Origin of the sequence: Thalassolituus alkanivorans (assembly GCF_020447205.1) — a bacterium.
In the GTDB taxonomy this organism is placed as follows: domain Bacteria; phylum Pseudomonadota; class Gammaproteobacteria; order Pseudomonadales; family Oceanobacteraceae; genus Venatoribacter; species Venatoribacter alkanivorans.
In genome coordinates, this window is the sequence record NZ_JAJAEL010000035.1 from 133,848 (window position 1) to 155,379 (window position 21,532).

The 21,532-nt window shown below is 53.6% G+C and carries 23 protein-coding genes and 1 pseudogene; 12 read left to right on the forward strand and 12 right to left on the reverse strand.

Going from position 1 to position 21,532, the window contains the following annotated elements:
* Positions 1-173: 173 nt before the first annotated feature.
* Positions 174-737 (forward strand): hypothetical protein, encoded by a 564-nt coding sequence (locus LGT44_RS11065; protein WP_230332749.1) that lies wholly within the window; start codon positions 174-176, stop codon positions 735-737.
* Between the two features lie 128 nt (positions 738-865).
* A complete protein-coding gene (locus LGT44_RS11070; RefSeq protein ID WP_145469656.1) occupies positions 866-1,072 on the forward strand; it encodes a DUF2798 domain-containing protein in 207 nt (68 codons plus the stop codon).
* 75 nt (positions 1,073-1,147) lie between these two features.
* On the opposite strand, the gene LGT44_RS11075 is transcribed toward LGT44_RS11070, so the two are convergent.
* Genes LGT44_RS11075 through LGT44_RS11085 form a run of 3 tightly spaced genes read right to left on the reverse strand, consistent with a single transcriptional unit; the run spans position 1,148 to position 3,394 of the window.
* The gene (locus LGT44_RS11075; RefSeq protein WP_230332748.1) at positions 1,148-2,812 is read right to left on the reverse strand and encodes a PepSY-associated TM helix domain-containing protein; all 1,665 of its coding nucleotides are present in this window, start codon (positions 2,810-2,812) and stop codon (positions 1,148-1,150) included.
* Positions 2,809-3,132, reverse strand: coding sequence for a hypothetical protein (locus LGT44_RS11080; protein ID WP_230332747.1), 324 nt, complete (start codon positions 3,130-3,132; stop codon positions 2,809-2,811). Before LGT44_RS11080 ends, LGT44_RS11075 begins: the two co-directional genes overlap by 4 nt.
* Positions 3,122-3,394 carry a hypothetical protein gene (locus tag LGT44_RS11085; RefSeq protein ID WP_230332746.1) on the reverse strand — a complete coding sequence of 91 codons (273 nt, stop codon included), beginning with the start codon at positions 3,392-3,394 and terminating at the stop codon, positions 3,122-3,124. The genes LGT44_RS11080 and LGT44_RS11085 overlap by 11 nt, the downstream gene beginning before the upstream one ends.
* A gap of 242 nt (positions 3,395-3,636) precedes the next feature.
* On the opposite strand from LGT44_RS11085, the gene LGT44_RS11090 reads away from it, so the two are divergent.
* Positions 3,637-4,188 carry a nucleoside 2-deoxyribosyltransferase gene (locus LGT44_RS11090; RefSeq protein WP_230332745.1) on the forward strand — a complete coding sequence of 184 codons (552 nt, stop codon included), beginning with the start codon at positions 3,637-3,639 and terminating at the stop codon, positions 4,186-4,188.
* A 280-nt stretch (positions 4,189-4,468) separates the two neighbouring features.
* Here the strand turns inward: LGT44_RS11090 and LGT44_RS11095 are convergent, their stop codons facing one another.
* Positions 4,469-5,710 (reverse strand): benzoate/H(+) symporter BenE family transporter, encoded by a 1,242-nt coding sequence (locus tag LGT44_RS11095; protein ID WP_230332744.1) that lies wholly within the window; start codon positions 5,708-5,710, stop codon positions 4,469-4,471.
* A 110-nt stretch (positions 5,711-5,820) separates the two neighbouring features.
* On the opposite strand from LGT44_RS11095, the gene pdxR reads away from it, so the two are divergent.
* Positions 5,821-7,317, forward strand: coding sequence for a MocR-like pyridoxine biosynthesis transcription factor PdxR (pdxR, locus tag LGT44_RS11100; RefSeq protein WP_225692249.1), 1,497 nt, complete (start codon positions 5,821-5,823; stop codon positions 7,315-7,317).
* 164 nt (positions 7,318-7,481) lie between these two features.
* On the opposite strand, the gene LGT44_RS11105 is transcribed toward pdxR, so the two are convergent.
* The 4 genes from LGT44_RS11105 to LGT44_RS11120 form a co-directional block, all read right to left on the reverse strand.
* A complete protein-coding gene (locus LGT44_RS11105) occupies positions 7,482-7,928 on the reverse strand; it encodes a hypothetical protein (protein ID WP_230332743.1) in 447 nt (148 codons plus the stop codon).
* Between the two features lie 267 nt (positions 7,929-8,195).
* Positions 8,196-9,836 (reverse strand): chaperonin GroEL, encoded by a 1,641-nt coding sequence (gene groL / locus LGT44_RS11110; protein WP_145469664.1) that lies wholly within the window; start codon positions 9,834-9,836, stop codon positions 8,196-8,198.
* Positions 9,837-9,891: 55 nt separating this feature from the next.
* Entirely contained in the window at positions 9,892-10,185 is a 294-nt protein-coding gene (locus tag LGT44_RS11115) for a co-chaperone GroES (RefSeq protein WP_145469665.1), read from the reverse strand.
* Positions 10,186-10,344: 159 nt separating this feature from the next.
* Positions 10,345-10,824, reverse strand: a complete 480-nt coding sequence (locus LGT44_RS11120) for an FxsA family protein (RefSeq protein WP_145469666.1) — start codon at positions 10,822-10,824, stop codon at positions 10,345-10,347.
* Between the two features lie 284 nt (positions 10,825-11,108).
* On the opposite strand from LGT44_RS11120, the gene LGT44_RS11125 reads away from it, so the two are divergent.
* The gene (locus LGT44_RS11125; protein WP_230332742.1) at positions 11,109-11,600 is read left to right on the forward strand and encodes a GNAT family N-acetyltransferase; all 492 of its coding nucleotides are present in this window, start codon (positions 11,109-11,111) and stop codon (positions 11,598-11,600) included.
* Positions 11,601-11,925: 325 nt separating this feature from the next.
* On the opposite strand, the gene LGT44_RS11130 is transcribed toward LGT44_RS11125, so the two are convergent.
* Complete coding sequence (locus LGT44_RS11130) at positions 11,926-12,621, reverse strand: phosphoglycolate phosphatase (RefSeq protein WP_230332741.1); 696 nt, start codon at positions 12,619-12,621, stop codon at positions 11,926-11,928.
* A gap of 3 nt (positions 12,622-12,624) precedes the next feature.
* Positions 12,625-13,299 (reverse strand): ribulose-phosphate 3-epimerase, encoded by a 675-nt coding sequence (rpe, locus tag LGT44_RS11135; RefSeq protein WP_145469669.1) that lies wholly within the window; start codon positions 13,297-13,299, stop codon positions 12,625-12,627.
* A 153-nt stretch (positions 13,300-13,452) separates the two neighbouring features.
* Here rpe and LGT44_RS11140 point away from each other — a divergent pair, with 153 nt between their 5' ends.
* The 3 genes from LGT44_RS11140 to LGT44_RS11150 all read left to right on the forward strand — a co-directional run bounded on the left by LGT44_RS11140 (position 13,453) and on the right by LGT44_RS11150 (position 16,270).
* Positions 13,453-14,814 carry a DUF3530 family protein gene (locus LGT44_RS11140; protein ID WP_230332740.1) on the forward strand — a complete coding sequence of 454 codons (1,362 nt, stop codon included), beginning with the start codon at positions 13,453-13,455 and terminating at the stop codon, positions 14,812-14,814.
* Positions 14,815-14,895: 81 nt separating this feature from the next.
* On the forward strand, positions 14,896-15,495 hold the full coding sequence (locus LGT44_RS11145) for a hypothetical protein (RefSeq protein WP_145469671.1): 600 nt from the start codon (positions 14,896-14,898) through the stop codon (positions 15,493-15,495).
* 37 nt (positions 15,496-15,532) lie between these two features.
* A complete protein-coding gene (locus LGT44_RS11150) occupies positions 15,533-16,270 on the forward strand; it encodes an oxygen-binding di-iron domain-containing protein (protein ID WP_145469672.1) in 738 nt (245 codons plus the stop codon).
* Positions 16,271-16,343: 73 nt separating this feature from the next.
* Here the strand turns inward: LGT44_RS11150 and ampE are convergent, their stop codons facing one another.
* Positions 16,344-17,219, reverse strand: a complete 876-nt coding sequence (gene ampE, locus LGT44_RS11155) for a regulatory signaling modulator protein AmpE (protein ID WP_230332739.1) — start codon at positions 17,217-17,219, stop codon at positions 16,344-16,346.
* 9 nt (positions 17,220-17,228) lie between these two features.
* Positions 17,229-17,786 carry a 1,6-anhydro-N-acetylmuramyl-L-alanine amidase AmpD gene (ampD, locus tag LGT44_RS11160; RefSeq protein ID WP_230332738.1) on the reverse strand — a complete coding sequence of 186 codons (558 nt, stop codon included), beginning with the start codon at positions 17,784-17,786 and terminating at the stop codon, positions 17,229-17,231.
* 129 nt (positions 17,787-17,915) lie between these two features.
* Here ampD and LGT44_RS11165 point away from each other — a divergent pair, with 129 nt between their 5' ends.
* The 4 genes and pseudogenes from LGT44_RS11165 to LGT44_RS11180 form a co-directional block, all read left to right on the forward strand.
* Entirely contained in the window at positions 17,916-19,298 is a 1,383-nt protein-coding gene (locus tag LGT44_RS11165) for an alanine/glycine:cation symporter family protein (RefSeq protein WP_230332737.1), read from the forward strand.
* A complete protein-coding gene (gene nadC, locus LGT44_RS11170) occupies positions 19,273-20,136 on the forward strand; it encodes a carboxylating nicotinate-nucleotide diphosphorylase (RefSeq protein ID WP_230332736.1) in 864 nt (287 codons plus the stop codon). The genes LGT44_RS11165 and nadC overlap by 26 nt, the downstream gene beginning before the upstream one ends.
* Before the next feature lie 35 nt (positions 20,137-20,171).
* Complete coding sequence (locus tag LGT44_RS11175; RefSeq protein ID WP_230332735.1) at positions 20,172-20,816, forward strand: hypothetical protein; 645 nt, start codon at positions 20,172-20,174, stop codon at positions 20,814-20,816.
* 210 nt (positions 20,817-21,026) lie between these two features.
* A pseudogene (locus tag LGT44_RS11180) lies at positions 21,027-21,132 on the forward strand (pilin); the annotation flags it as partial.
* Positions 21,133-21,532: the final 400 nt, after the last annotated feature.

The following is a 21,532-nucleotide window of genomic DNA, read 5'->3' on the forward strand; positions in this document are numbered from 1 at the left end:
TGGCTCTCAGCAGGCCCGATTCATTTAGTGTTAACAGGCCCTAGCACAACAGACTGGAGCCCTCCGGACGCTGGCCGGCTCAGACAAAGTGCCGGACTCCTGCTACAATGGCCGCCTTTACACGATCATTGATCAGGGCCTGCCGTGCCGGCCCTTAGTCCGGAATCCAGAACATGAAAGAATTTACCACCCCAACTCAGTTTCAGGATCTTGCCCAGCTGCTTTCTGACGATGGTATTGCCACGTCCGGCATCTGGTATCACGGCACCGCCTCCGGTCTGGTTGCTGCTATTCAGAGCGAGGGCCTGAAAGGCTCCGGCGACGCTGAAATTATGGCGCGTCAGCTGAAAACCCTGAGCACTATTGGTCACACCACCAGCGAACATAAAGACCCGGTGTTTTTAACCCAGAGTAAAGAACTGGCGTATTTCTGGGCCAGCCAGAAAACCCACACCCGTAATCTTTACCTGCAGGGCAACGAAGAAGCCGTTATCTTTGCAGTAAACCTGCCGGAAACACTGCAGGCACAGGTGACGACTGATGCCGGTGGTGCAGCACTGGTGATGGAGCCGGGTAACCTGTATGTAGCCTGGCTGCGCGAGCTGTACGAAAACAACGGCAAAGCACTGGCCGAGATTGATCCGTTCAAGTGTGACCGTATGGATTACCTGAATAAACTGGGTCTGGCTTATCTGGCCACCGATGTTGAACCACAATATCTGACCCTGTTGAAATAACAGCGGTAACCGCTGTTGTCTGCGCCGGAATATTCTGTTCCGGCGCAACGGCTTTTTCTGCTCCCCCGCCAGGCGTAGTCTGCGCCGCTTTCTTTCTGTTCAATCCATTATTCCGCGAGGCTGTGACCATGAAACAGCGCATTGCATTTACGCTGATGATGTCTTTTGTCTTATCGGTGCTGATGACCTGCTGGATTACCTTTCTCAATCTCGGATTTACCGACGAATTTTTTCTGCGCTGGTTTAATGCCTGGATACTGGCCTGGCCAGCGGCGGCGCTGATTGCCTTTTTTAGCGGCCCGACAATTCAGCACTGGTCTGCGCGTTTTAAATAAAAGTGCTCACTGACAGCCAGACATAAATACGGACGCTGATGCGTCCGTTTTTTTATATGTACCGTCTGTCAGTAATCAGGAACCTGCTCCGATACCGGCAGGCTCAGCCTTATGGCCGGTTTCCTCGATATACCATACGGTATCGGCATTGGCACGCTGCAAGCCCCGCTGTGTGCGGTAAGCCGCAAAGATAAAGGCCAGTGCCAGCAACAATGCCGTAAAATCGACCGCCAGCGTAGCCGCACTGTTATAAAACCAGAGTCCGGTAGATGGCATAAGAACCGCCAGAGCCGAAGTTACCGGGATCAACGCGCTGGCCAGCGCACACAACCATAATAACGGTACCGCAGCACGGGCACCGCCACGCATAAACGCAAATGTCAGGGCCAACAGGAACACCAGATAATAAACCTGCAGGTAAAGGCTGTTAATGTCGGCAACAGCCGCAACATGCCCCCATTTCCCGGCGGCAATAGCAAACCCGATTCCGGCGACGGAGCCCAGCGAAACACCAATGGTCAGCGCTGCCATCAGGCGGGTATTACGTGCCTGTTGTGGTAATGGCTGGCCCCGTTTCTGTTTTTTACGCCGGCTTTCTATCCATAATAAATTGCCGGAATAAAACAAGAACGCTCCGCTTAATCCCAGCAGAAAATACACCCAGCGCACCCACTCGCCAGCAAAACTGCCAAAATGCAGCGCGAAAAATGTCACAACGATATCGCTCCAGACATTACTCTTGCCCGGCAGCATACCCGTCATGGTCAGCTCACCGTTGTAGGGGTTTATACCGACATAACCCGTCAGCGGACCGCGCACCAGATATTGCGGATTATAAATACCGGCACGCACTATTGGCCTTGGGCTTTCGACCTGCATATACACCAGTTCGGTCACTTTAAAATCCGGTGCTGCCTGTTCGATCCGCCGGATCAGTTCTGTCGGCGGTAACAGCTGATCAACGCTTCTGGCCTGTGGTCGTTCTCCCGCAGCCGGAGGCGCCCCGAACATCGGAGTGTCCTGATAAACAACCGCTTTCAGGCTGCCATAAAATGAATCGTGAAAAGCAAAAACAACAACAGTAAACGCAATAATCAGATGGAAAGGTAAACTGGTTATGCCGATTACATTATGAGCATCCAGCCAGAAACGTTTGCGGTTTTTGCCGCGCCGGATCAGGAAAAAATCTTTTACCAGAGTCGGCAGCAGAATAATCAGCCCGGAAACCAGCGCCAGAAAATACAGAATGCCGGCCAGCCCAAGAATCTGTACGCCCAGATATTCATGCCCGACAGTACCGGGAATACCCGCGGTCTGGTGCAATAAATCAATCAGATCACCCAGCATAGAAGGCCGGATACTTTCAGCCTGTACTTCACCGGCCGCATTCAGCGTTGCATGCCAGTGCTCGCCATCCAGATCCGGGCCATGACCGCCATCTTCATCCTGCGATTGCCACTCAACCGGAGCAGAAATATGCTCTGCCGATTCAAGATGCACCACCAGCTGTTGGCGGGCATCCGGGAATTGCTGCATGACTCCGCTGACCAGCGTATCCAGCTCATTGCTTTTCACCATAGCCAGCTGCTGCGCCGGAGGTGCCGACCAACGGTCAAGCGGCTGTTTGAACATGGTCAGCGCGCCGGCAAAAAAGCCGATAAATAATAATAAGCCGGTACCAATACCCACCCAGGTATGCAGCGCTTTATAAACCCGCAGAATATCGCTGCTGACTTTCATCCGGCCATGACTCCCCGCACGATCAAAAATAACGGCCACAACAGCAGATTCGCACCGCCGAGCCACAACAATGCCTGATTACCACTGCGGAACAGGTACACCAGACTCAGGCCCAACAGCCATAACAAGGTCAGCAGCCACATATTAAATTGCACTTTATCGGTAGCTGCGATGCCGCCAGGACCAGCCCAGGCAAACAGACCAGTGATCACCAGCGCCAGCGGAAAACCGAGCAGAACCGCCGCCAGGGTTTTACGCCACCAATCAGGTTGCAGGCGTGGAGCCTTCTGTCTGCCTGCCGATAGTGATTCAGCGCTCACTGACGGAATCCTCCACCGGGGGTTTAAGCAAGGCAGCAAATGGCAGCAGGCCAATACAGAGCATCATAATTACCAGCCAGGCAAACAATGCGCTGTTAACCGGCAGATAACTGGCGGAAAACAGCAGTCCGCTAAGTACCGCGGCTACACCAAGCCAGCGCCAGGGGCGTATGGATAAAGGCCGTTGCAGCCACTGTTGGTTGCTATGCGACAGATACAACAGCACACAGCCGGTGAGAGTAAGCGCAATAAACATCAGCATGGAACACTCCTGCTACAGAACAGAACCCGGAGCCTGCCGACACACAGTAAACAGGGCCAGATCAGGTAATGATAACGATTAGCATTTGATTCTGAAGTATTTTAGATATCACATCAATAGTTAATGAGATTTATTATTATTTGAATCTCAACTGCCCTGCGGAACCGTCTTTGTTATTCGTCTTTGTTATAGTGCCGCCATGCCAACGGGGCTTTCTTATTTACCTTTATGGAGACATCGGGATGCCGAGAACCATTTACCTTGCCGGCCCGGAAGTTTTCTGCCCGGCTGCCAGTGAACTTGGCGCGCGTAAAAAAGCCCTGTGTGAACACTATGGGTTCCGCGGTTTATTTCCACTTGATGGGGAATTACAGCAAAGTGGCAGCGCCCGCGAACTGGGCTTTGCCATCAGTGCGGCAAACGAACAACTGATTCGCCGTGCCGATCTGGTGATTGCCAACCTGACGCCGTTCCGCGGAGCCAGCGCTGATGCTGGTACGGTGTATGAGCTGGGACTGGCACGTGGCCTTGGAAAAATAATTCATGGCTACAGCAATGATCCGGCATTGTTTGCCGAGCGTACCTTTGCATTATTTGGTCAGGGAGAATATGGCAGCTCTGAATTACACGATCGTGATGGCTTAAGCATCGAGCAATTTGATTTGCACGACAATCTGATGATCGAAGGCGGTATCGCCCTGAGCGGCGGAATATTCCTGACACATCGGGCAGCAGAGGCGGAAAAGTACACCGATTTAACGGCATTTGAAGCGCTATTAATCAGGCTGAATTGATGCGTTTCCCGGCACGAATCAGCCGCGCCCTGCAGCTTTTTTAATAGCGCAGGACAGCGACAACTGCTCAATCATCAGTTGCTTTGCTATGCGGCTATCTGACTCACGACACTGATGCCACCGGCGCGAATGTCCTCCCCGTTGCCGTACTGAGCACGGCACTTGAGGACAGTAATCGGGAAATGCGCGCCACTCCCTAATCGGTCTGTATTTCATTGCCAACCAGCGGCTGTTACTGACCATAATGTTTGGCTGCCGGCTGTATCAGTTGTGGCTGATATCAGTTCGCCTTGCTGCTGCCTGCTATTGGAGGTATGAGCGATTCAGGTGTGCGCTGTGGCAACTGACCATTAAGCACCGTATAAGCCACCAGACCGATCACCAGTCCCCAGAACGCACCACCAATACCCAGCAAGGTGATATTTGCCGCTGCCGCAAGGAAAGTGATGAGCGAGGCTTCACGGGTTCTGGCATCAGCCATGGCGCTGGCAAGACTACCGCCGATGGTGCCCAGCAAAGCCAGACCCGCCAGGGTGGTGATAAAGGTTGCCGGGAAAGCCATAAAGACCGCAGCCAGTGTCACCCCAAAAACACCGACCAGAATGTAGAACACACCAGCAGCAATACCGGCGATCCAGCGTTTATCCGGATTTTCGTGTGCCTCCCGGCCAGTACAGATAGCCGCCGTTATCGCGGCAATGTTGAAAGCATGCGAGCCAAAGGGCGCCATCAGCAGAGAGCCAAATCCGGTGATCGTCACAATAGGGTTGGCACTGGTTCTGAAGCCGTCATTGCGCAGTACCAGCATGCCCGGCATATATTGCCCGGTCAGAGTGATCAGAAATAACGGCAACGCCACGCTCAGCAAAGCATTGAGCGAGAATTCGGGCGTGGTAAAAACAGGGGCGGCCAGCTTCAGGCTCAGGCCCGATAAGTCAACGCGATCCTGAATAAGCAAGAAAGCCAACCCCAGCACCAGAATACCCACCACCGCATAGCGTGCGGTGAAGCGCTTGAGTGCGACATAGGCAACGATTAAGAGTCCCGCCAATAATGGATCAATGCTCATGCCGCCAAAGGCCCCGATACCGAACTGGAGCAAGATGCCAGCCAGTAACCCGGCCGCTACCCCTGGTGGAATCAGGCGAATTACCCGCTCAAACCAGCCCGACAGCCCCAGTACGACAAAAGCGGCGGCTGAAATCAGATAAGCGCCGACCGCTTCCGCGTAGGGTGTACTCGCCAGAGCAGTAACCAGAAATGCGGCCGCTGGTGTCGACCAGGCTGTGATGATCGGTTCGCGGGAAACCCAGCTCAGAATAATCCCTGTCACGCCTACGCCGATGGAGATCGACCACACCCATGACGCCGTAAGCTCTGGGCTGAGACCGGCCACTTTGGCGGCCTGGAATACCAGAATAAACGTACCGCCATAGTTAACGATAACGGAGATCAGACCCGCCACGATGGGATGAGTAAGATCGCTCCAACGAACGGGTAAAGATGAAGGAATGGATGACATGGTCTGAAGAGGCTCCTGAATGTAATCTGATGGGCAAAGTTGATAAACATGTTTATAGCCCTAAAATGGATGGCTAAGCCCCACCATTTTATTAAAGAGATACAGACCAATTGTTTAAGCATGCCCAGCTGGAATCGGTCAAAGCCTGGATTGGCGACCCTGCGCATAATGCCTTGCCGCTGTATGCGCGAATACAGCGTGGAATCCGGCAACTGATTCTTGATGGCACGCTGGCCGTAGGTAAGCCCCTGCCCGCTTCGCGTGCTCTGGCGAAATCACTGGGCGTTTCCCGTGATACCGTCGAATCGGCCTATAGCCAGTTGCATGCGGAAGGTTTCCTTGAGCGCCGCGTTGGCAGCGGTAGCTTCGTATCGGAACAGGCCAAACGCCTACCGAGACGCAGCCCGGCACGCCGCCCGGGAGCGCGCAAGGAAACCCTGCGCCTTAGCCAGCGCGGCAGCGCTATGTTTCAGGGCGGAGGCTTGCGCGATTTCCTGGCTCCGCGCCCATTTGCTCCGGGTGTACCGGAAACGCGTAACTTTCCCCTCCAGATTTGGGAGCGCCTGGAACGGCAGGTACTCAAGGAATATGGAACTCAGCTTTTGTCACACAGCGACCCGCAAGGGCTGGAACCATTACGGCGGGCTATTGCAGATTACGTCAGCCTTGAACGCGGGGCACATGCCACACCCGAGCGCGTTCTGGTGCTGACCAGTTCACAACAAGCGATGACGCTGTGCGCCAATGTATTGCTCGATCCTGGCGACAGAATTTTCATTGAAGATCCGGTATACCAGGGAGCCCGCAAAGCATTCGACGCCGCCGGTCTGGAATGCGTACCCGTGCCACTTGATGCCAATGGTATGCAGGTGGAACACCTGAACAATGCGGCACAAACATTCGGAGATTCGGCCAAGGCCGTATTCCTGACGCCATCGCATCAGTTTCCGACCGGGACAACACTGACGCTGGAGCGGCGCCTAGCCGTTATTGAGTGGGCCAGGCAATATCAGAGCTGGATCATCGAAGACGACTACGACAGCGAGTTCCATTATGCAGGCAAGCCCACCGCCTGCGTACAGGGGCTTGATCAGCATGAGCGGACGATCTACATCGGTACCTTCACCAAGTCGCTGTTCCCCGGCCTGCGCATCGGCTATATGGTGTTGCCGTCACCGCTGGTCGCGCCTATGACCGTAGCCCGTACCCTACTGGATGGACACAGCGCACCGATTCCGCAGCTCACGCTGGCGCGCTTTATCGAAGGGGGTCACTTCGGTGCGCATATGCGTACCATGCGTGCCATCTATGCCGAACGGCGCGATGTACTGGCGCGGTTGGTGCGCCAGTACCTGGCCGAATTCGTGGAGCCACGGGTGCCCGCCGGCGGGATGCAGATGCCCTGTGTGTTTATCCGCGACATCCCCGAAGATGAGGCTATAGACTCTGCGAGCCGGGCTGGAATTGACCTGTTGGGACTGACGGCGCTCCATGCATCGAACCGGCATACACCTGGATTCCTGATGGGATTCGCCGCCCACGCTCCGCATGAAATGGAAATCGCCGTAAAGAAGTTGGCTAACATCCTGCGGGCACTGTGTCGCTGACCACCATAAGCCGGACTAACAGGATTTATGTATCACATCGTTATCCAGCGGGCTGCCGGCTCAGGTATCCGTTGTTCATCTGGTCAGCCGGACAACGCTGTACCGTCGCCACCGGAATCCAGCCAACCTCTGCGTTGGCCCTTGTTACCCGATACCAGTCATTCTTACTCCCCAACCCCCATACGCTGTTCACGGTATTTCTGAATATCTGGGGTAGCGCAATACAGTGTGTCGATATAAATATTTCTTTCTGCCCAGAACACCTCAAGATCATAAACACAGAAAGAAAATCGGCCCGGATCTTCCACCCATCCTTCTTCAGTCAGCACGGAAACCGACGTGAATAATTCATTATCGTTCCCCCACCAGGCGAGAATTAAATAAAGAAAACCTGCCCCTTCATGGAAAATGGTAAATGCCGCAGTCTCTGCCCACGGCAGGGCTTTCGCTTGTTTTACGGCATTTAAGCGCCCGCTGAAGCGGCTTTGATCAACGGCATTATCATTAACCGAAATGGTATAAATTTTAATGCCATCCTGATCTGTCCATTGCGGGTTACTTTCTGTTTTTCGCGGGATAAACATCAACAAACTCCCCGTGGCTGAATGCATTCATGTGGTCTCTGTGCATGCTCATGTGTCCGCCGGAAATTACCGGCTGATTCTGCACCAGACATCTCTGATGATATGTTCATCACCGGACCAGCATGCACTGATTTTCCGATCTTTCAAGTTGTTATCACATATAACAATAAGCATGTTCTCCACACTAACAACGCAAACTGCAGACATAAAAAAACCGGCCCTTATGAGGCCGGTTTTTATTGCAGTACCCTTGGTGTGGGCGCTGTTCTTACAGACAGCCGGGCTGGCGTCAGATTACATCATGCCGCCCATGCCACCCATTCCGCCCATGCCACCCATATCTGGCATTGCTGGCGCTTCTTTCGGAATTTCTGCAACCATGGCTTCGGTGGTGATCATCAGACCAGCAACAGAAGCAGCAGCCTGCAGAGAAGTACGGGTTACTTTGGCAGGATCCAGAATACCCATCTCGATCATGTCGCCGTATTCACCGCTGGCAGCGTTAAAGCCGAAGGCACCGGAGCCGGCTTTTACTTTATCAACCACAACGGAACCTTCTGCACCGGCGTTGGCAGCGATCTGACGGATCGGAGCTTCCATTGCACGCAGTGCCAGAGCGATACCGACGTTCTGATCTTCGTTGTCACCTTTCACGTCAACCTTGGTCAGAGCGCGAACCAGTGCAACACCACCACCGGCAACCACGCCTTCTTCTACCGCAGCGCGGGTAGCGTGCAGAGCGTCGTCTACGCGGTCTTTTTTCTCTTTCATTTCAACTTCAGAGCCGGCGCCTACTTTGATAACGGCTACGCCGCCAGCCAGCTTGGCCACACGTTCCTGCAGTTTTTCTTTGTCGTAGTCAGAGGTGGACGCTTCCATCTCAGCACGGATCTGTTCAACGCGGCCTTTTACGTCGCCTTCGTTACCAGCGCCATCAACGATCACGGTGTTTTCTTTGCTGATCACAACTTTCTTGGCAGTACCCAGCATATCGATGGTGGTGGTTTCCAGAGACATACCGACTTCTTCAGAAATCACCTGAGCACCGGTCAGAACAGCGATGTCCTGCAGCATGGCTTTACGACGGTCGCCGAAGCCAGGCGCTTTAACCGCAGCCACTTTGAAGGTACCGCGCAGGTTGTTCACAACCAGAGTCGCCAGCGCCTGACCTTCAACGTCTTCAGCCACGATCAGCAGCGGACGGCCGGATTTGGCCACGTTTTCCAGAATCGGGATCAGTTCCTGCAGGTTGTCGATTTTCTTGTCGACCAGCAGGATCACCGGGTGCTCCAGTTCAGCAACCATTTTTTCCTGGTTGTTGATGAAGTAAGGAGACAGGAAGCCGCGGTCGAACTGCATACCTTCAACCACTTCCAGTTCGTCGTTCAGGCCTTTGCCTTCTTCAACGGTGATAACGCCTTCTTTACCCACTTTGGCCATCGCTTCGGCGATGATGGTGCCAACAGATTCGTCAGAGTTGGCAGAGATAGTACCAACCTGAGCAATGGCTTTAGAGTCGGTGCAAGGCTGAGCCTGTTCTTTCAGGGCTTCAACAACAGCGGCGGTGGCTTTGTCGATACCGCGCTTCAGATCCATCGGGTTCATGCCCGCAGCAACGGCTTTCAGACCTTCGTTAACAATGGCCTGAGCCAGAACGGTTGCAGTAGTAGTACCGTCACCGGCCTGATCGTTAGCCTGGGACGCCACTTCTTTAACCATCTGCGCGCCCATGTTTTCGAACTTGTCTTCCAGTTCGATTTCTTTGGCTACAGATACACCGTCTTTGGTGATGGTCGGAGCGCCGAAAGACTTTTCCAGAACCACGTTACGGCCTTTAGGGCCCAGAGTTACTTTTACCGCGTTAGCCAGTACGTTAACGCCAGCCAGCATTTTTACGCGGGCGTCATTGCCAAATTTAACTTCTTTAGCAGCCATGTTTGTTTCCTTTAAATTCAGTGAGTTTCGATACTAACGGTTGAAGCAGAAACGCTTAGGCTTCGAGAACACCGTAAATTTCGCTTTCGTTCAGAATCAGCAGCTCTTCACCATCGATCTTGATGGTGTTGGAGCCGGAGTATTTGCCGAACACAACGGTATCGCCAACTTTCACAGACATAGGCTGAACTTCGCCATTGTTGGAAATACGACCCGTACCGACAGCAAGCACTTCACCCTGGCTCGGCTTTTCAGCAGCGGCGCCCGGCAGCAGGATACCGCCAGCGGTGGTTTGCTCTTCTTCCTTGCGACGAACAACGACGCGATCGTGTAAAGGACGGATTTTCATTTGAGGTTTTCTCCAATGTTTAAAGCAATGTTTGCTGATAACCGGGGTCGGACGGTACAGACAGAGCCTGCTTCGCCCTCATCCCCAAACTGTATTTTCGTTGTGTTTCGCTTATTGGGGGTGGCACACAACCTTTTCAACACCCCCGGTTAAAAAATTTCAGTCTTCGCGACGATATTCGCCGTCGATAATGGTCGGACGGTGCTGATTCGGGTGAATACGGTCCGGTTGCTCGTTTTCGCCATAGACATCACGCGGGCCACGGCCTGCGCCCATGCCCCCCATCATCTGAGGTTTGAGCATTTTCAGCACCGAACCGGCAAAGTGGCCACGCACGCCGGGCAATAACAGGGTAAAGCCGATGGCATCGGTGACAAATCCCGGAGTAATCAGCAAGGCACCCGCCAGTGCCAGCAAAAAGCCTTCCGCCAGTTCCTGTGCAGGTAACTGCCCTTCCTGCAGACGCTGACCAGCACGCATCAGCGTCGCCAGCCCCTGAGCACGCAGCAGGGTAACGCCAATAATGGCGGTAAGGAAAATAAGCGCCAGCGTCCACAGCACACCGATATGGGAGCCAACTTTGATCAGAACCGCCAGTTCAATCATCGGCACCAGAATAAAGATTAATAACAAAGGCACAGGCAGCTCCGTGAGGTCAGTGCTTGAATGGCCGCCGGGTCTGTTGGCTGACTGTGCAGCAGAAGATGGCGGGTGGTAACAGCTATATGGGATCAAGGGCGGAGATTACAAGGCAAAGGGGCTGGCTCAGGGCCTGTTAACACGAATTAAACAGGCCCTGGCGTCATAAAATGTCAACACTGCCGGTCATTCCACGCAGCACAGGATGCGATGCTTTACGCCACGGACCGGAACTCCTACAGTACGGCACTGCTGAGTATCTTATTAAATCCGGAATTGCTGTTGTGTCTGAACAATCTGAACAAATCGTTATTGCTGATCTGAACAATCCCCTTCATGCCAGCGCCATGATCGAGGTGCTGAACCACTATGCCGACGGCATTATGGGTGGCGGTGAAAAACTGTCTGACTTTACCCGTGCTAATCTGGCGGCTGAGCTGGCCAGGCGCCCGAATGTGCACGTGGTACTGGCCTTTATTGATGATGAGCCGGCGGGACTGGTGATTTCCATCGAAGGTTTTTCAACCTTCTCCTGCAAACCACTGCTGAATGTGCACGACGTTGCCGTAATGGAAAAATTCCAGGGCCGTGGTCTATCCAAGCGCATTATGAATAAAACCGAAGAGATCGCCCGCGAACTCGGCTGCTGCAAGCTGACGCTGGAAGTGCTGGAAGGTAATAAGGTGGCGCAGAACGCATACCGCTCACTGGGCTATGCCAGCTATGAGCTGGATGCGGCCATGGGTAAAGCGATGTTCTGGCAGAAATACCTTTAAGCCGTTTAAGGCTGCAGGAAACACCAGACAACAGCGGCGGCCAGGCCGCCGCTGTTAGGGCCTGTTAACACTAATTGAATCAGGCCTGCTGAGAGCCAGTTTTTCTCAGAACAAGGAGTGAGGAGTGATATTAGCGGGCTAAATGAATGACAAACGACGATGTTAATGGGAAAACTGGCCTCAGCCCGAAGGGTTATGGCTAAAAATTCCTCACCCAGCGTTGCTGTTCGTTTGCTTAACCCGTTAGGCCACACTCTCAGCGCCTTGTCTGAGAAGTTTTTAGCCGATAACAGGCTTGTTTAATTAATGTTAACAGGCCCTAGTATCAGCCGAGTAACTGCAGCAGATTATCCACCACCCAGTCAGGCCGGGCGCTGTGAATATCTTCGCCGTGGTTATAGCCGTAAGTGACGGCAACACTGGCAATACCCGCCGCTTTTGCCGCCTGAATATCGTTACGTGAATCACCGATCATCAGCGCCTGTTGCGGTGTCACATTCTGCGTCTGGCAGGCGTGTAACAAAGGCATGGCTGATGGTTTTTTCTCGGCCAGATCATCGCCGCACAACACCTGAACGAAGTACTCTTCCCAGCCCAGTGATTGCAGTAAAGGCAGGGTAAATAAACGCGGTTTATTGGTAATCAACACCTTGGGCACCGACACCTGCTGCAACCACTCGCTAACGCCCGGATATGCGCCGGTGGCATGATGCAGGGCATTCAGATACGCCTGATCGAACAGCGCCCGCGCCGGTTGCACATGCCCGGTGGCCAACGCCACGGCAGCCTGTTCATCACCGTCGCAGAGGGCACGACGGATCAGCATATCCGCACCGTTACCGACCCAGTGGCTGACGTTTTCTTTGCCGGCGGCTGCACGGCCAAGACCTGCCAGCATAATATCCACCGCGGCCGCCAGATCGGGCACACTGTCAATCAGTGTGCCATCCAGATCCAGCAGCAATAACTGCGGGCCTGAAGCCACTGTAAAATGCGCACTCAGCGCAGCATTCCAGCGCATCCGTTACTTCGCCGCAGCAGCGATTTCTGCACGCATCTGATCGATAACGGTTTTGTAATCCGGCGCATTAAAAATGGCAGAACCGGCGACAAACATATCGGCACCGGCAGCGGTGATTTCGCGGATATTATCGGCCTTAACACCACCGTCGATTTCCAGACGGATGTCCAGACCCGATGCATCAATTTTGGCGCGCGCTTCACGCAGTTTATCCAGTGTGGCCGGAATAAAAGACTGACCACCAAAACCCGGGTTAACCGACATCAGCAGCACCACATCCAGCTTATCCATCACATAGTCCATGTAATGCAGTGGTGTTGCCGGGTTAAACACCAGGCCCGCCTTACAGCCCGCCGATTTAATCAGCTGCAGGCTGCGGTCGATATGCTCAGACGCTTCCGGGTGGAAGGTGATATAGGTTGCACCGGCTTCAATAAAATCGCCGATCAGACGATCCACCGGCTTTACCATCAGGTGCACATCAATCGGTGCCTTGATGCCATGATTGCGCAGCGCTTTACACACCATCGGGCCGATGGTCAGGTTCGGTACGTAGTGGTTATCCATCACGTCGAAGTGCACCACGTCGGCTCCGGCGGCCAGTACGTTTTCAACTTCTTCACCCAGACGGGCAAAGTCGGCAGACAGAATGGACGGTGCAATCAGGAAGTCTTTCATCAGCGGTTCCGGCAAAGAGAAATTCAGCGCGCATTGTAAGGTCTGAGCGCGGCGAACACTACCGCCGGCAACACCATGTCAGCCACAGCCAGAAAACAGGAACGGCTTTTGCTGTAAGCCTGAAAAGCGTCAGTTTTTAAGGATTTTACGCCCATGACGGCTCTCTCAGGGTTGCTGAAAAACCTGCTCAAAGCCTTGCCCGCTCTGCTGTTGCTGGGCAGCTGTGTGCTTTATGCCGCAGACGGTGACGATACCGGCGGCAACGGCAACAATGACAACAGCGGCAATGAGAGCGGTCAGCCAGTGCCGGCCAGTGACGCAGTATTACCGGATACTGCAGAAGCGCCTGCGGCAACAGAAGATCCGCAGTCACCGGAAGATCCGAATCAAACCGCCGTAAAGCAACTGCCGCGGGTTGTTCCGAATCCGGACGCCAGCCGCCATTACGGTCTGCTGCAATATCTGCAACTGCACAGCCGTGAATCCGAACTGGTCAGACTGGTTGCCGCCGAAAGTGAATTTTACGGCCTGCTGTTAACCGAAACCCGTGGCCAGCCTCAGGGCGGCGTGCTGATTCTGCACGACAATGGCCAGCACGGGCACTGGCCGGAAATCGTCGCGCCGCTGCGTGAAACCCTGCCGGCTTATGGCTGGACCACCCTGAGCATCGAACTGCCGGAGCAACCTGTAGCACAGCCACCGGCACGCACCAGTACGGCCGAATATACGGCCGCCGCCACGCCGGCAACCACAGAAGTTCCTGAAGCAACCCTTGCCGACAATGCCGCAGAGCCTTCTGAAGCGTCACCGCCGGCAGCAACACCAGCCGCGGACAGCGTCGACAGCAATGGCATCAGTGCTGTTGAAAAAACCTCCAGCGACGGACAGGACAGTGCATTTAATGCCGCCGAACCGGCCTTACCAAGACTGAGCGGACTACCACCGTTGCCAACCGCAGATGAACCGCAGACAGCGGCACCGGCAGAGAAAACGGACCCCAACGAACGCTACCGCGAGCAGATGCAGGACCGTATCCGGCAAGGCATCAGCTTTCTCAATCAGCGCGGTCAGCTCAATATTGTGGTGATTGCCTGTGGTAACAGCGCTAACTGGGCGGCTGATTTTTTACTGGCGCGCAGCAAGAACGGCGCGACAAGTAAAACGGCAGGCAATGCAGGCAGCCAAAGTAAAGCACAGGAGCGCGGACTGGCACTGATTCTGATTGATGCCCTGGATAACCCGCTGTCTCCCGTGCCACTGAATCAGCAACTGGTGCGGCTGGATCTGCCATTACTCGATCTGATCAGCGAGCAGAGCATCAGCCCTGTTTATGCTACTCAGCAACGCGCCGGCAGCATGCGGCATAAACAACGCCTGCAATATCAGCAAATCGAAATTCCGGCATTTGATCTGAATTACGACGACAGCAACCTGATCGTGCGCCGCGTGCGTGGCTGGCTGAAAACCAATGCTGCGGGCACTGAATTACCGAACCAGAAGATAACCGCGAACTGATCTGCGGAGATAACAGAAAAACTATCTATACTTTTCAGTATTCGCGCTCAGATACCAGAGCCCCTGCCGGACACACTGATTATGGCTACACCTATTTTTGTTACCGCTGCCAGCATTGCCGCCGAATTACATCAGGCCATGCTGGAAGCCAAAGGACTGGCCCTGACAGCCAAAAACGCCCGTGCGCTGGCCGTCCGAGCCGGTTCCAAAACCGTAGGTTTTAAGGCAATTACGCATTTTATTGATGAGCTGGCATCCGACATTATCCGCCAGTCGCAATATATTAACGGCGTCTCTGAGCATTTATCCCATAACGCGGTGGCTCTGTGGCGCGCCAGTACCGCCGCCGACAAATTTGGCTGGGTCGCCGACCAGCACAGCCAGAACCTCGGTTCGCTGACTGTTTCGATGCAGAACTGCTATAAACAGCGCGAGACGTTGTCGCAAACCCTCAGCCGTGGTCTGCGTGAACTGGAGCAACAGCTGGAAGAAGGCGATAAACACATCCGCACCGCCAATCTGATTGCCACTTCCAGCAAAGTAGAAGCCGCCTCAGCCGGTGATTTCCGTAATCAGCTGGAGGTGATTGCGCAAAATATTACCGATACCGCCGACAAAATCCGCGCTCACCTGAGCCAGGCCAGACGCCTGCTCGGGCAGCGGCAAAAACACACACAATAATCCGCAACGGACGATAAACAGGATAAGGAATCGCACTATGCTGGCAACCACGCTGTATGAAGACGGTGATCACCGCTGGATTATGTTCGGCCGCGACCCACATAAAGCCGAAGGTATTATCGATACCAATCAATATCTGATTCAGAGTGGTGATCAGACCATTCTGCTGGATCCGGGCGGTATTGAGCTCTTCGCCCCGATGTTGTCAGCGGTATTAAAATTCGTCCCCGCCGAACAGATCACACATTTATTTGCCTCGCATCAGGATCCCGACATAATCTCGTCGCTGGGTTTATGGGATCAGGCATTACCCAATGCCAAGCTTTACTCCCCCTGGTTATGGGAAAGTTTTATCCGTCACTTCGGTATGGAAAAAATAGAGTATTGCTCAATTCCGGATGAAGGTATGACGCTGAATCTGGGCCGCATTCAGCTGCAGTTTATTCCTGCCCATTATCTGCATTCTTCCGGCAATTTTAATGTCTATGATCCGAAAGCTAAAATATTAATGAGTGGCGATATCGGAGCGGCGATGGAATCCACCGATGCTCCGCTTTGGGTCGACAATATGAGTACGCATATTCCCAAAATGCGTAAATTCCACCAGCGCTGGATGCCGTCGAATGAGGCAAAGCTGGACTGGGTTCGTCGCGTACGGCAACTGGATATTCAGATTATGGCACCACAGCATGGCCGCTTGTTTCAGCCGCCCTATGTGCACGAATTTCTGAACTGGTTTGAAGAGTTGCCGGTCGGCATTGCCATTAAAGGCTGAAGGTAAGAGACAATAATGCTGCCCTGACCGTGCATTAAGTACTATCAGGGCAGCGACTTTTAAACCGCTGTTACTACAGCAACCACCCTCCTACCGTGGCCGCAGCGATCATCACCATCCAGATAGAGACACTGCGCAAATGCAGCTGATGCCATTCATCCAGCTCCCGTGCCGCCGCCTCACCATCGTCAGCCACACTGTGCCATTTTCTCTGCTCACCGTTATGGGATAACGCACTGCTGGCGACGGAAAACAAAATATCGGCGCCACTCGCTTTCAGCTGCCATAAATACCCCTGCCAGACCGGCAGGGCACGCATAAAATTACCCGCCAGGCCATAAGTAAGTCCTAACAGACGAACCGGAATCCACTCCAGCCAGTGCAGGTAACGCCAGGCTTTCTGATCACAGTCGCTGGCGCGCGCATACTGCACACTGAACCAGGCCAGCAATACCCCGGCGACATCGGCAATCATGTACCAGAAAACCATCAGGAAAAAATATTCGAACCAGCGATGCAACAGCGCTTTAATGACCTGCTCATTCATCTGCCCGGTGTCTTCCGTCACGCTGACTTCGGGAACAGCGAGAAATTTTTCCGCACAGTGATAAGCGCCCTGAGTATCCCCCTGCTGTAAATCTTCACGGTATTCCTGCAGGTGCCGTTCAATACCGATGTGCGAAAGAACGTACAGCAGCAACAGAATTTCCAGCGCGAAGCTGATTAATCCCCAGGCTAAATGTTCGATATACCAGAAACCAGCCGCTAACAGCATGGCCGGAATAACCACAACCAACGCATATTTGATATGCCGGGGAAAACGCTGAAAAAATCCCCGAGGCAGCCAAAAGCTGAGCCAGTGAGCAAAGGTTCTGCTACGGGTACTGCGCTGGGGTAACGGCAATTGCGATTGCAGTACCAGCGCAATAAAAACGATCAGAAATTTCATAACAGCCTCTCAATTGTCAGACAAAGCCAAGGTGCGGAATAAATATTGCCAGTCAAAAGCCGGACCCGGATCGGTTTTCCGCCCTGGCGCAATATGCTCGTGCCCGGTAATACGCGCACCGATAGCAGGATAGGCCTGCTGCAACGCTCTGATGACAGCAGCCAGCGTAACGTATTGCACCGCACTGTAGGCATCGGTGTCCGTACCCTCAAGCTCAATACCTACAGAATAGTCGTTGCAGTCTTCCCTGCCGTCATAAACCGAACGCCCGGCATGCCAGGCGCGGTCCTTAAAATTCACAAACTGGGTTACGGTTCCGTCGCGCTCGATCAGTAAGTGACTGGAAACCTGCAGAGAAGCGATTTCGGCAAAGTACGGATGCTCATCGACCGGCAATTCATTCTGAAAAAAACGCTGCACATAACCACCACCAAACTGGCCTGGCGGCAGGCTGATATTGTGAATCACCAACAGACTGATTTCACCCTCACTACCGGACGGGCGCGGGCCAAAGTTCGGTGACGGACACCAGCAGGCACTATCCAGACGCCCCTCACTCACTTTCATGCTTGTGCTCCCGGATACCATGAACAAAGTCGACACCTTAGCGGTTTTTAACGGTGCCGTCAGTTTGGCAGCCCCGACGACAACCTTTATAGTGACCGCTGACACAACATGACATAAAGAGAGAAGCGGATGCTGGAGTTCATTAAGACGATCAATGGCTGGGCCTGGGGAGCACCGATGCTGCTTCTTATCAGCATCACCGGCCTGTATCTGACCCTGGGTCTGAAAGCTTATCCAATCCGTAACATTAAACGCGGCTTCGTCTATTTATGGGTAAACCGCGAAGGTAAAGGTCAGGGCGAAATCTCTGGTTTTAACGCCCTGATGACCTCGCTGTCAGCCACGATCGGTACCGGTAACATTGCCGGGGTCGCCACTGCCATCGCTTCCGGCGGGCCGGGTGCGCTGTTCTGGATGTGGTTAATTGCCTTACTCGGAATGGCCACCAAATACGCCGAAGCCGTGCTTGCCGTTCATTACCGCGAACGCAATGAGAAAGGCCAGTATGTTGGCGGCCCGATGTACTACATCCGTAATGGCCTTGGCCCGAAATTCCGCTGGATGGCTCTGCTGTTTGCTTTCTTCGGCATGTTAGCGGGGTTCGGTATTGGTAATGGCGTCCAGGCCAATTCCGTGGCCGACGCCCTGCATGGTGGCTTTGGTATTCCTGAGTGGGTGACCGGCGTAGCCATTGCCGTTTTGGTTGGTCTGGTGCTGCTGGGCGGTATCCGCCGTATTTCTGAAGTGGCCGGTAAGCTCGTTCCTTTTATGGCGATTGCCTACATTCTCGGCGGCCTGATATTGCTGGTTGTTTTCGCCGACCGCGTACCGCAAGCCGTCGAACTGATCCTCCACCACGCTTTTAATCCGACTGCGGCAGTGGGTGGCTTTGCCGGCGCAGCGGTCTGGGCAGCCATCCGCTTTGGTGTGGCCCGCGGTGTCTTCTCTAACGAAGCCGGTCTGGGCAGCGCGCCGATTGCCCACGCCGCCGCCCAGACTGACAACCCGGTGCGTCAGGGCAGCATTGCCATGCTGGGTACCTTTATCGACACCATCATTATCTGCACCATCACCGGGCTGGTGATTGTCGCCTCCGGTGCCTGGCAGCTGTGCCCGCCGGAAGTCGCCGAATGTGTCGCCGGCAAAGGCTTAAGTGGCGCCAACCTCACCTCCGCCGCTTTCGCCCTCGGCCTGCCCGGCGTTGGTAACTATATTGTGACCCTCGGCCTGGCGATTTTTGCCTTCACCACCATTATTGGCTGGTCTTTTTATGGAGAGAAATGCACAGAGTACCTGTTCGGTGTAAAATCCGTGCCCATTTTCCGGATCATCTGGGTTTTGGCCATTCCGATCGGTGCAACGCGTGAACTCGACGTCGCCTGGCTGATTGCCGATACCCTCAACGCAATGATGGCGCTGCCAAACCTGGTTGCCCTGTTACTGCTGAGCCCGGTCGTCTTCAAGCTGACAAAGAGTTTCTTAAACCATGGATCTGAGCCTGCATCAAAATGATATCGCCACCATCGTTGCCTGTGCGCTGGAAGAAGATGTGGGCAGCGGCGATATTACCGCCCGTCTGATCCCGGCAACTCAGCAAGCCAAAGCGCGCATCATTTCCCGTGAGCGCGCCATTGTTGCCGGACGCGCCTGGGTAGATGAAGTATTCCGCCAGCTTGATCCAGCCGTCAGCGTGATCTGGCGCGTATCCGAAGGCCAGTGGGTACGCCCCAACCAGACGCTGTTTGAACTGCAGGGCAGTGCCCGCTCGCTGCTGACCGGCGAGCGCTGCGCCCTGAACTTTCTGCAAAGCCTGTCCGGCACTGCCACCCTGTGCCGCTTCTATGCCGATAAGGTGACCGGCACCGGCGTAAAACTGCTCGATACCCGCAAAACCATTCCTGGTCTGCGAATCGCACAGAAATATGCAGTCAGCGTCGGCGGTTGCTTTAACCATCGTATTGGCCTGTACGATGCTTTCCTTATTAAGGAAAACCACATCATGGCCGCCGGTGGCATCCGGGCGGCGATCAGCCAGGCTCATGACATTGCCCCTGGCAAACCAGTCGAAGTAGAAGTGGAAACCATGCAACAGCTGGATGAAGCTATCGACGCCGGTGCCGATATCATCATGCTCGACAACTTCAATCCTGAACAAATGCGCGTTGCCGTTGTCCATGCCAGACAGAAAAGTCAGGGCCGCACTAATGGCGTGGTAAAACTGGAAGCCTCCGGCGGCATTACCGACACCAGCCTGCGTGCCTACGCCGAAACCGGTGTGGATTACATTTCCATCGGTGCCCTGACCAAAGACTGCAAAGCGATTGACCTGTCGATGCGGTTGGTAAATTAACCAATCGCCATAAAAAAGATCTCAAAGGCATATTAATGAATATTACTTCGTATAACCGCTATCAGGCTTTTGCCGCTCACCTGGCGCTCAGTTTTGTTATTTTTCTCGTCCTGCTGTTACTGGTTTTTTACGTTTGGTACCCAGGTATTTTCTTTGAATCGGAAAAAGGCTGGAAAGCCATTGCTTTAATCGCGGGGGTCGATCTGGTACTCGGCCCGCTGTTTACACTGATTGTTTTTAATCCGGCGAAAAAAAGCCTGAAAATGGATCTGGCGATTATTGCGTTACTGCAGGCAGGTGCACTGATCGCCGGCAGTTACCTGATACATGAACGCCGGCCGGTGGGGTTAATCAGCATTTATCCTGCAAATGGCTTTCAGACACTCTACGCCTCGGGCGTAACAAACGAGGTGCTAGATACGGTTAAAAAGTCTGCGACTCAGCTCTTTTATTACGATAACGAAGGTGTCGAGTTATCCGGCACGCTGGAAGCGAAAGACATCAAACCCCTTTCTTCTGAGTGGATTATGAAAAATTTCCAGCCTGTTAGTGATACAGATCACACTTTCAGTATTCCGCTAGACAAAGGACTTAAAGATAACGTGCAGCTTAAATTTGCTCAAAACGGTATTTTTTGGGAACTGGCTCACACTCATAAAAAAACAAACGTCCAAAAGTGACGCAGAGCGTCACTTTTGGAATGCATCATTTTGTTAAGACCTCAACTATTAGCATTTGATTGGGCTTGCGCAGCGCCAATAAGCTTGGCACACTCTTCGCACCATCCAGCATGAATGGCTCTGACCCGGATATGTGCTGCACGGTCAAATATGAGTCCGAGCACAAACGAGTCAAGAATTAAAAAATCTCAAATCGAGTGGAGAATCCCCATGTTAAAACAAGTTCAAAAAGGTTTTACCCTGATTGAATTGATGATCGTTATTGCGATTATCGGTATTCTGGCTTCCGTGGCTCTGCCTGCGTACCGCGAGTACATCATCAACAGCCGTATGGCCTCTGTAATGGCCTCTGTTGCATCCGTGCAAGCAGCCGTCAACGAAAACTACGCGCGCAGAGGGGAAGGCTGGCTGACAGGTACAGTTGGTGTTGGTAACAGAATTGTTGCAACACCTTGTGGATACACCGCGGACGCCAGCGCACAATCATGCTGGACCACAGCCTATGGTATGCGTGCAGCTCCTGATGCACTGCGAATTTCAGGCATAAGTGCAGTGGACATTGTTGTCGGTACAGCTGTCACGCCAGCAACTTTAACTTGTACAGGCTTCCCAGCGCTGGCGCGCATTCCTGCCGCCACAACCACATCTCTTATTCAAGTTGATTTATCATTCGATGGTGAAATCGACCCAGATGTTGCCGGTGTAGTCTCTTTAAT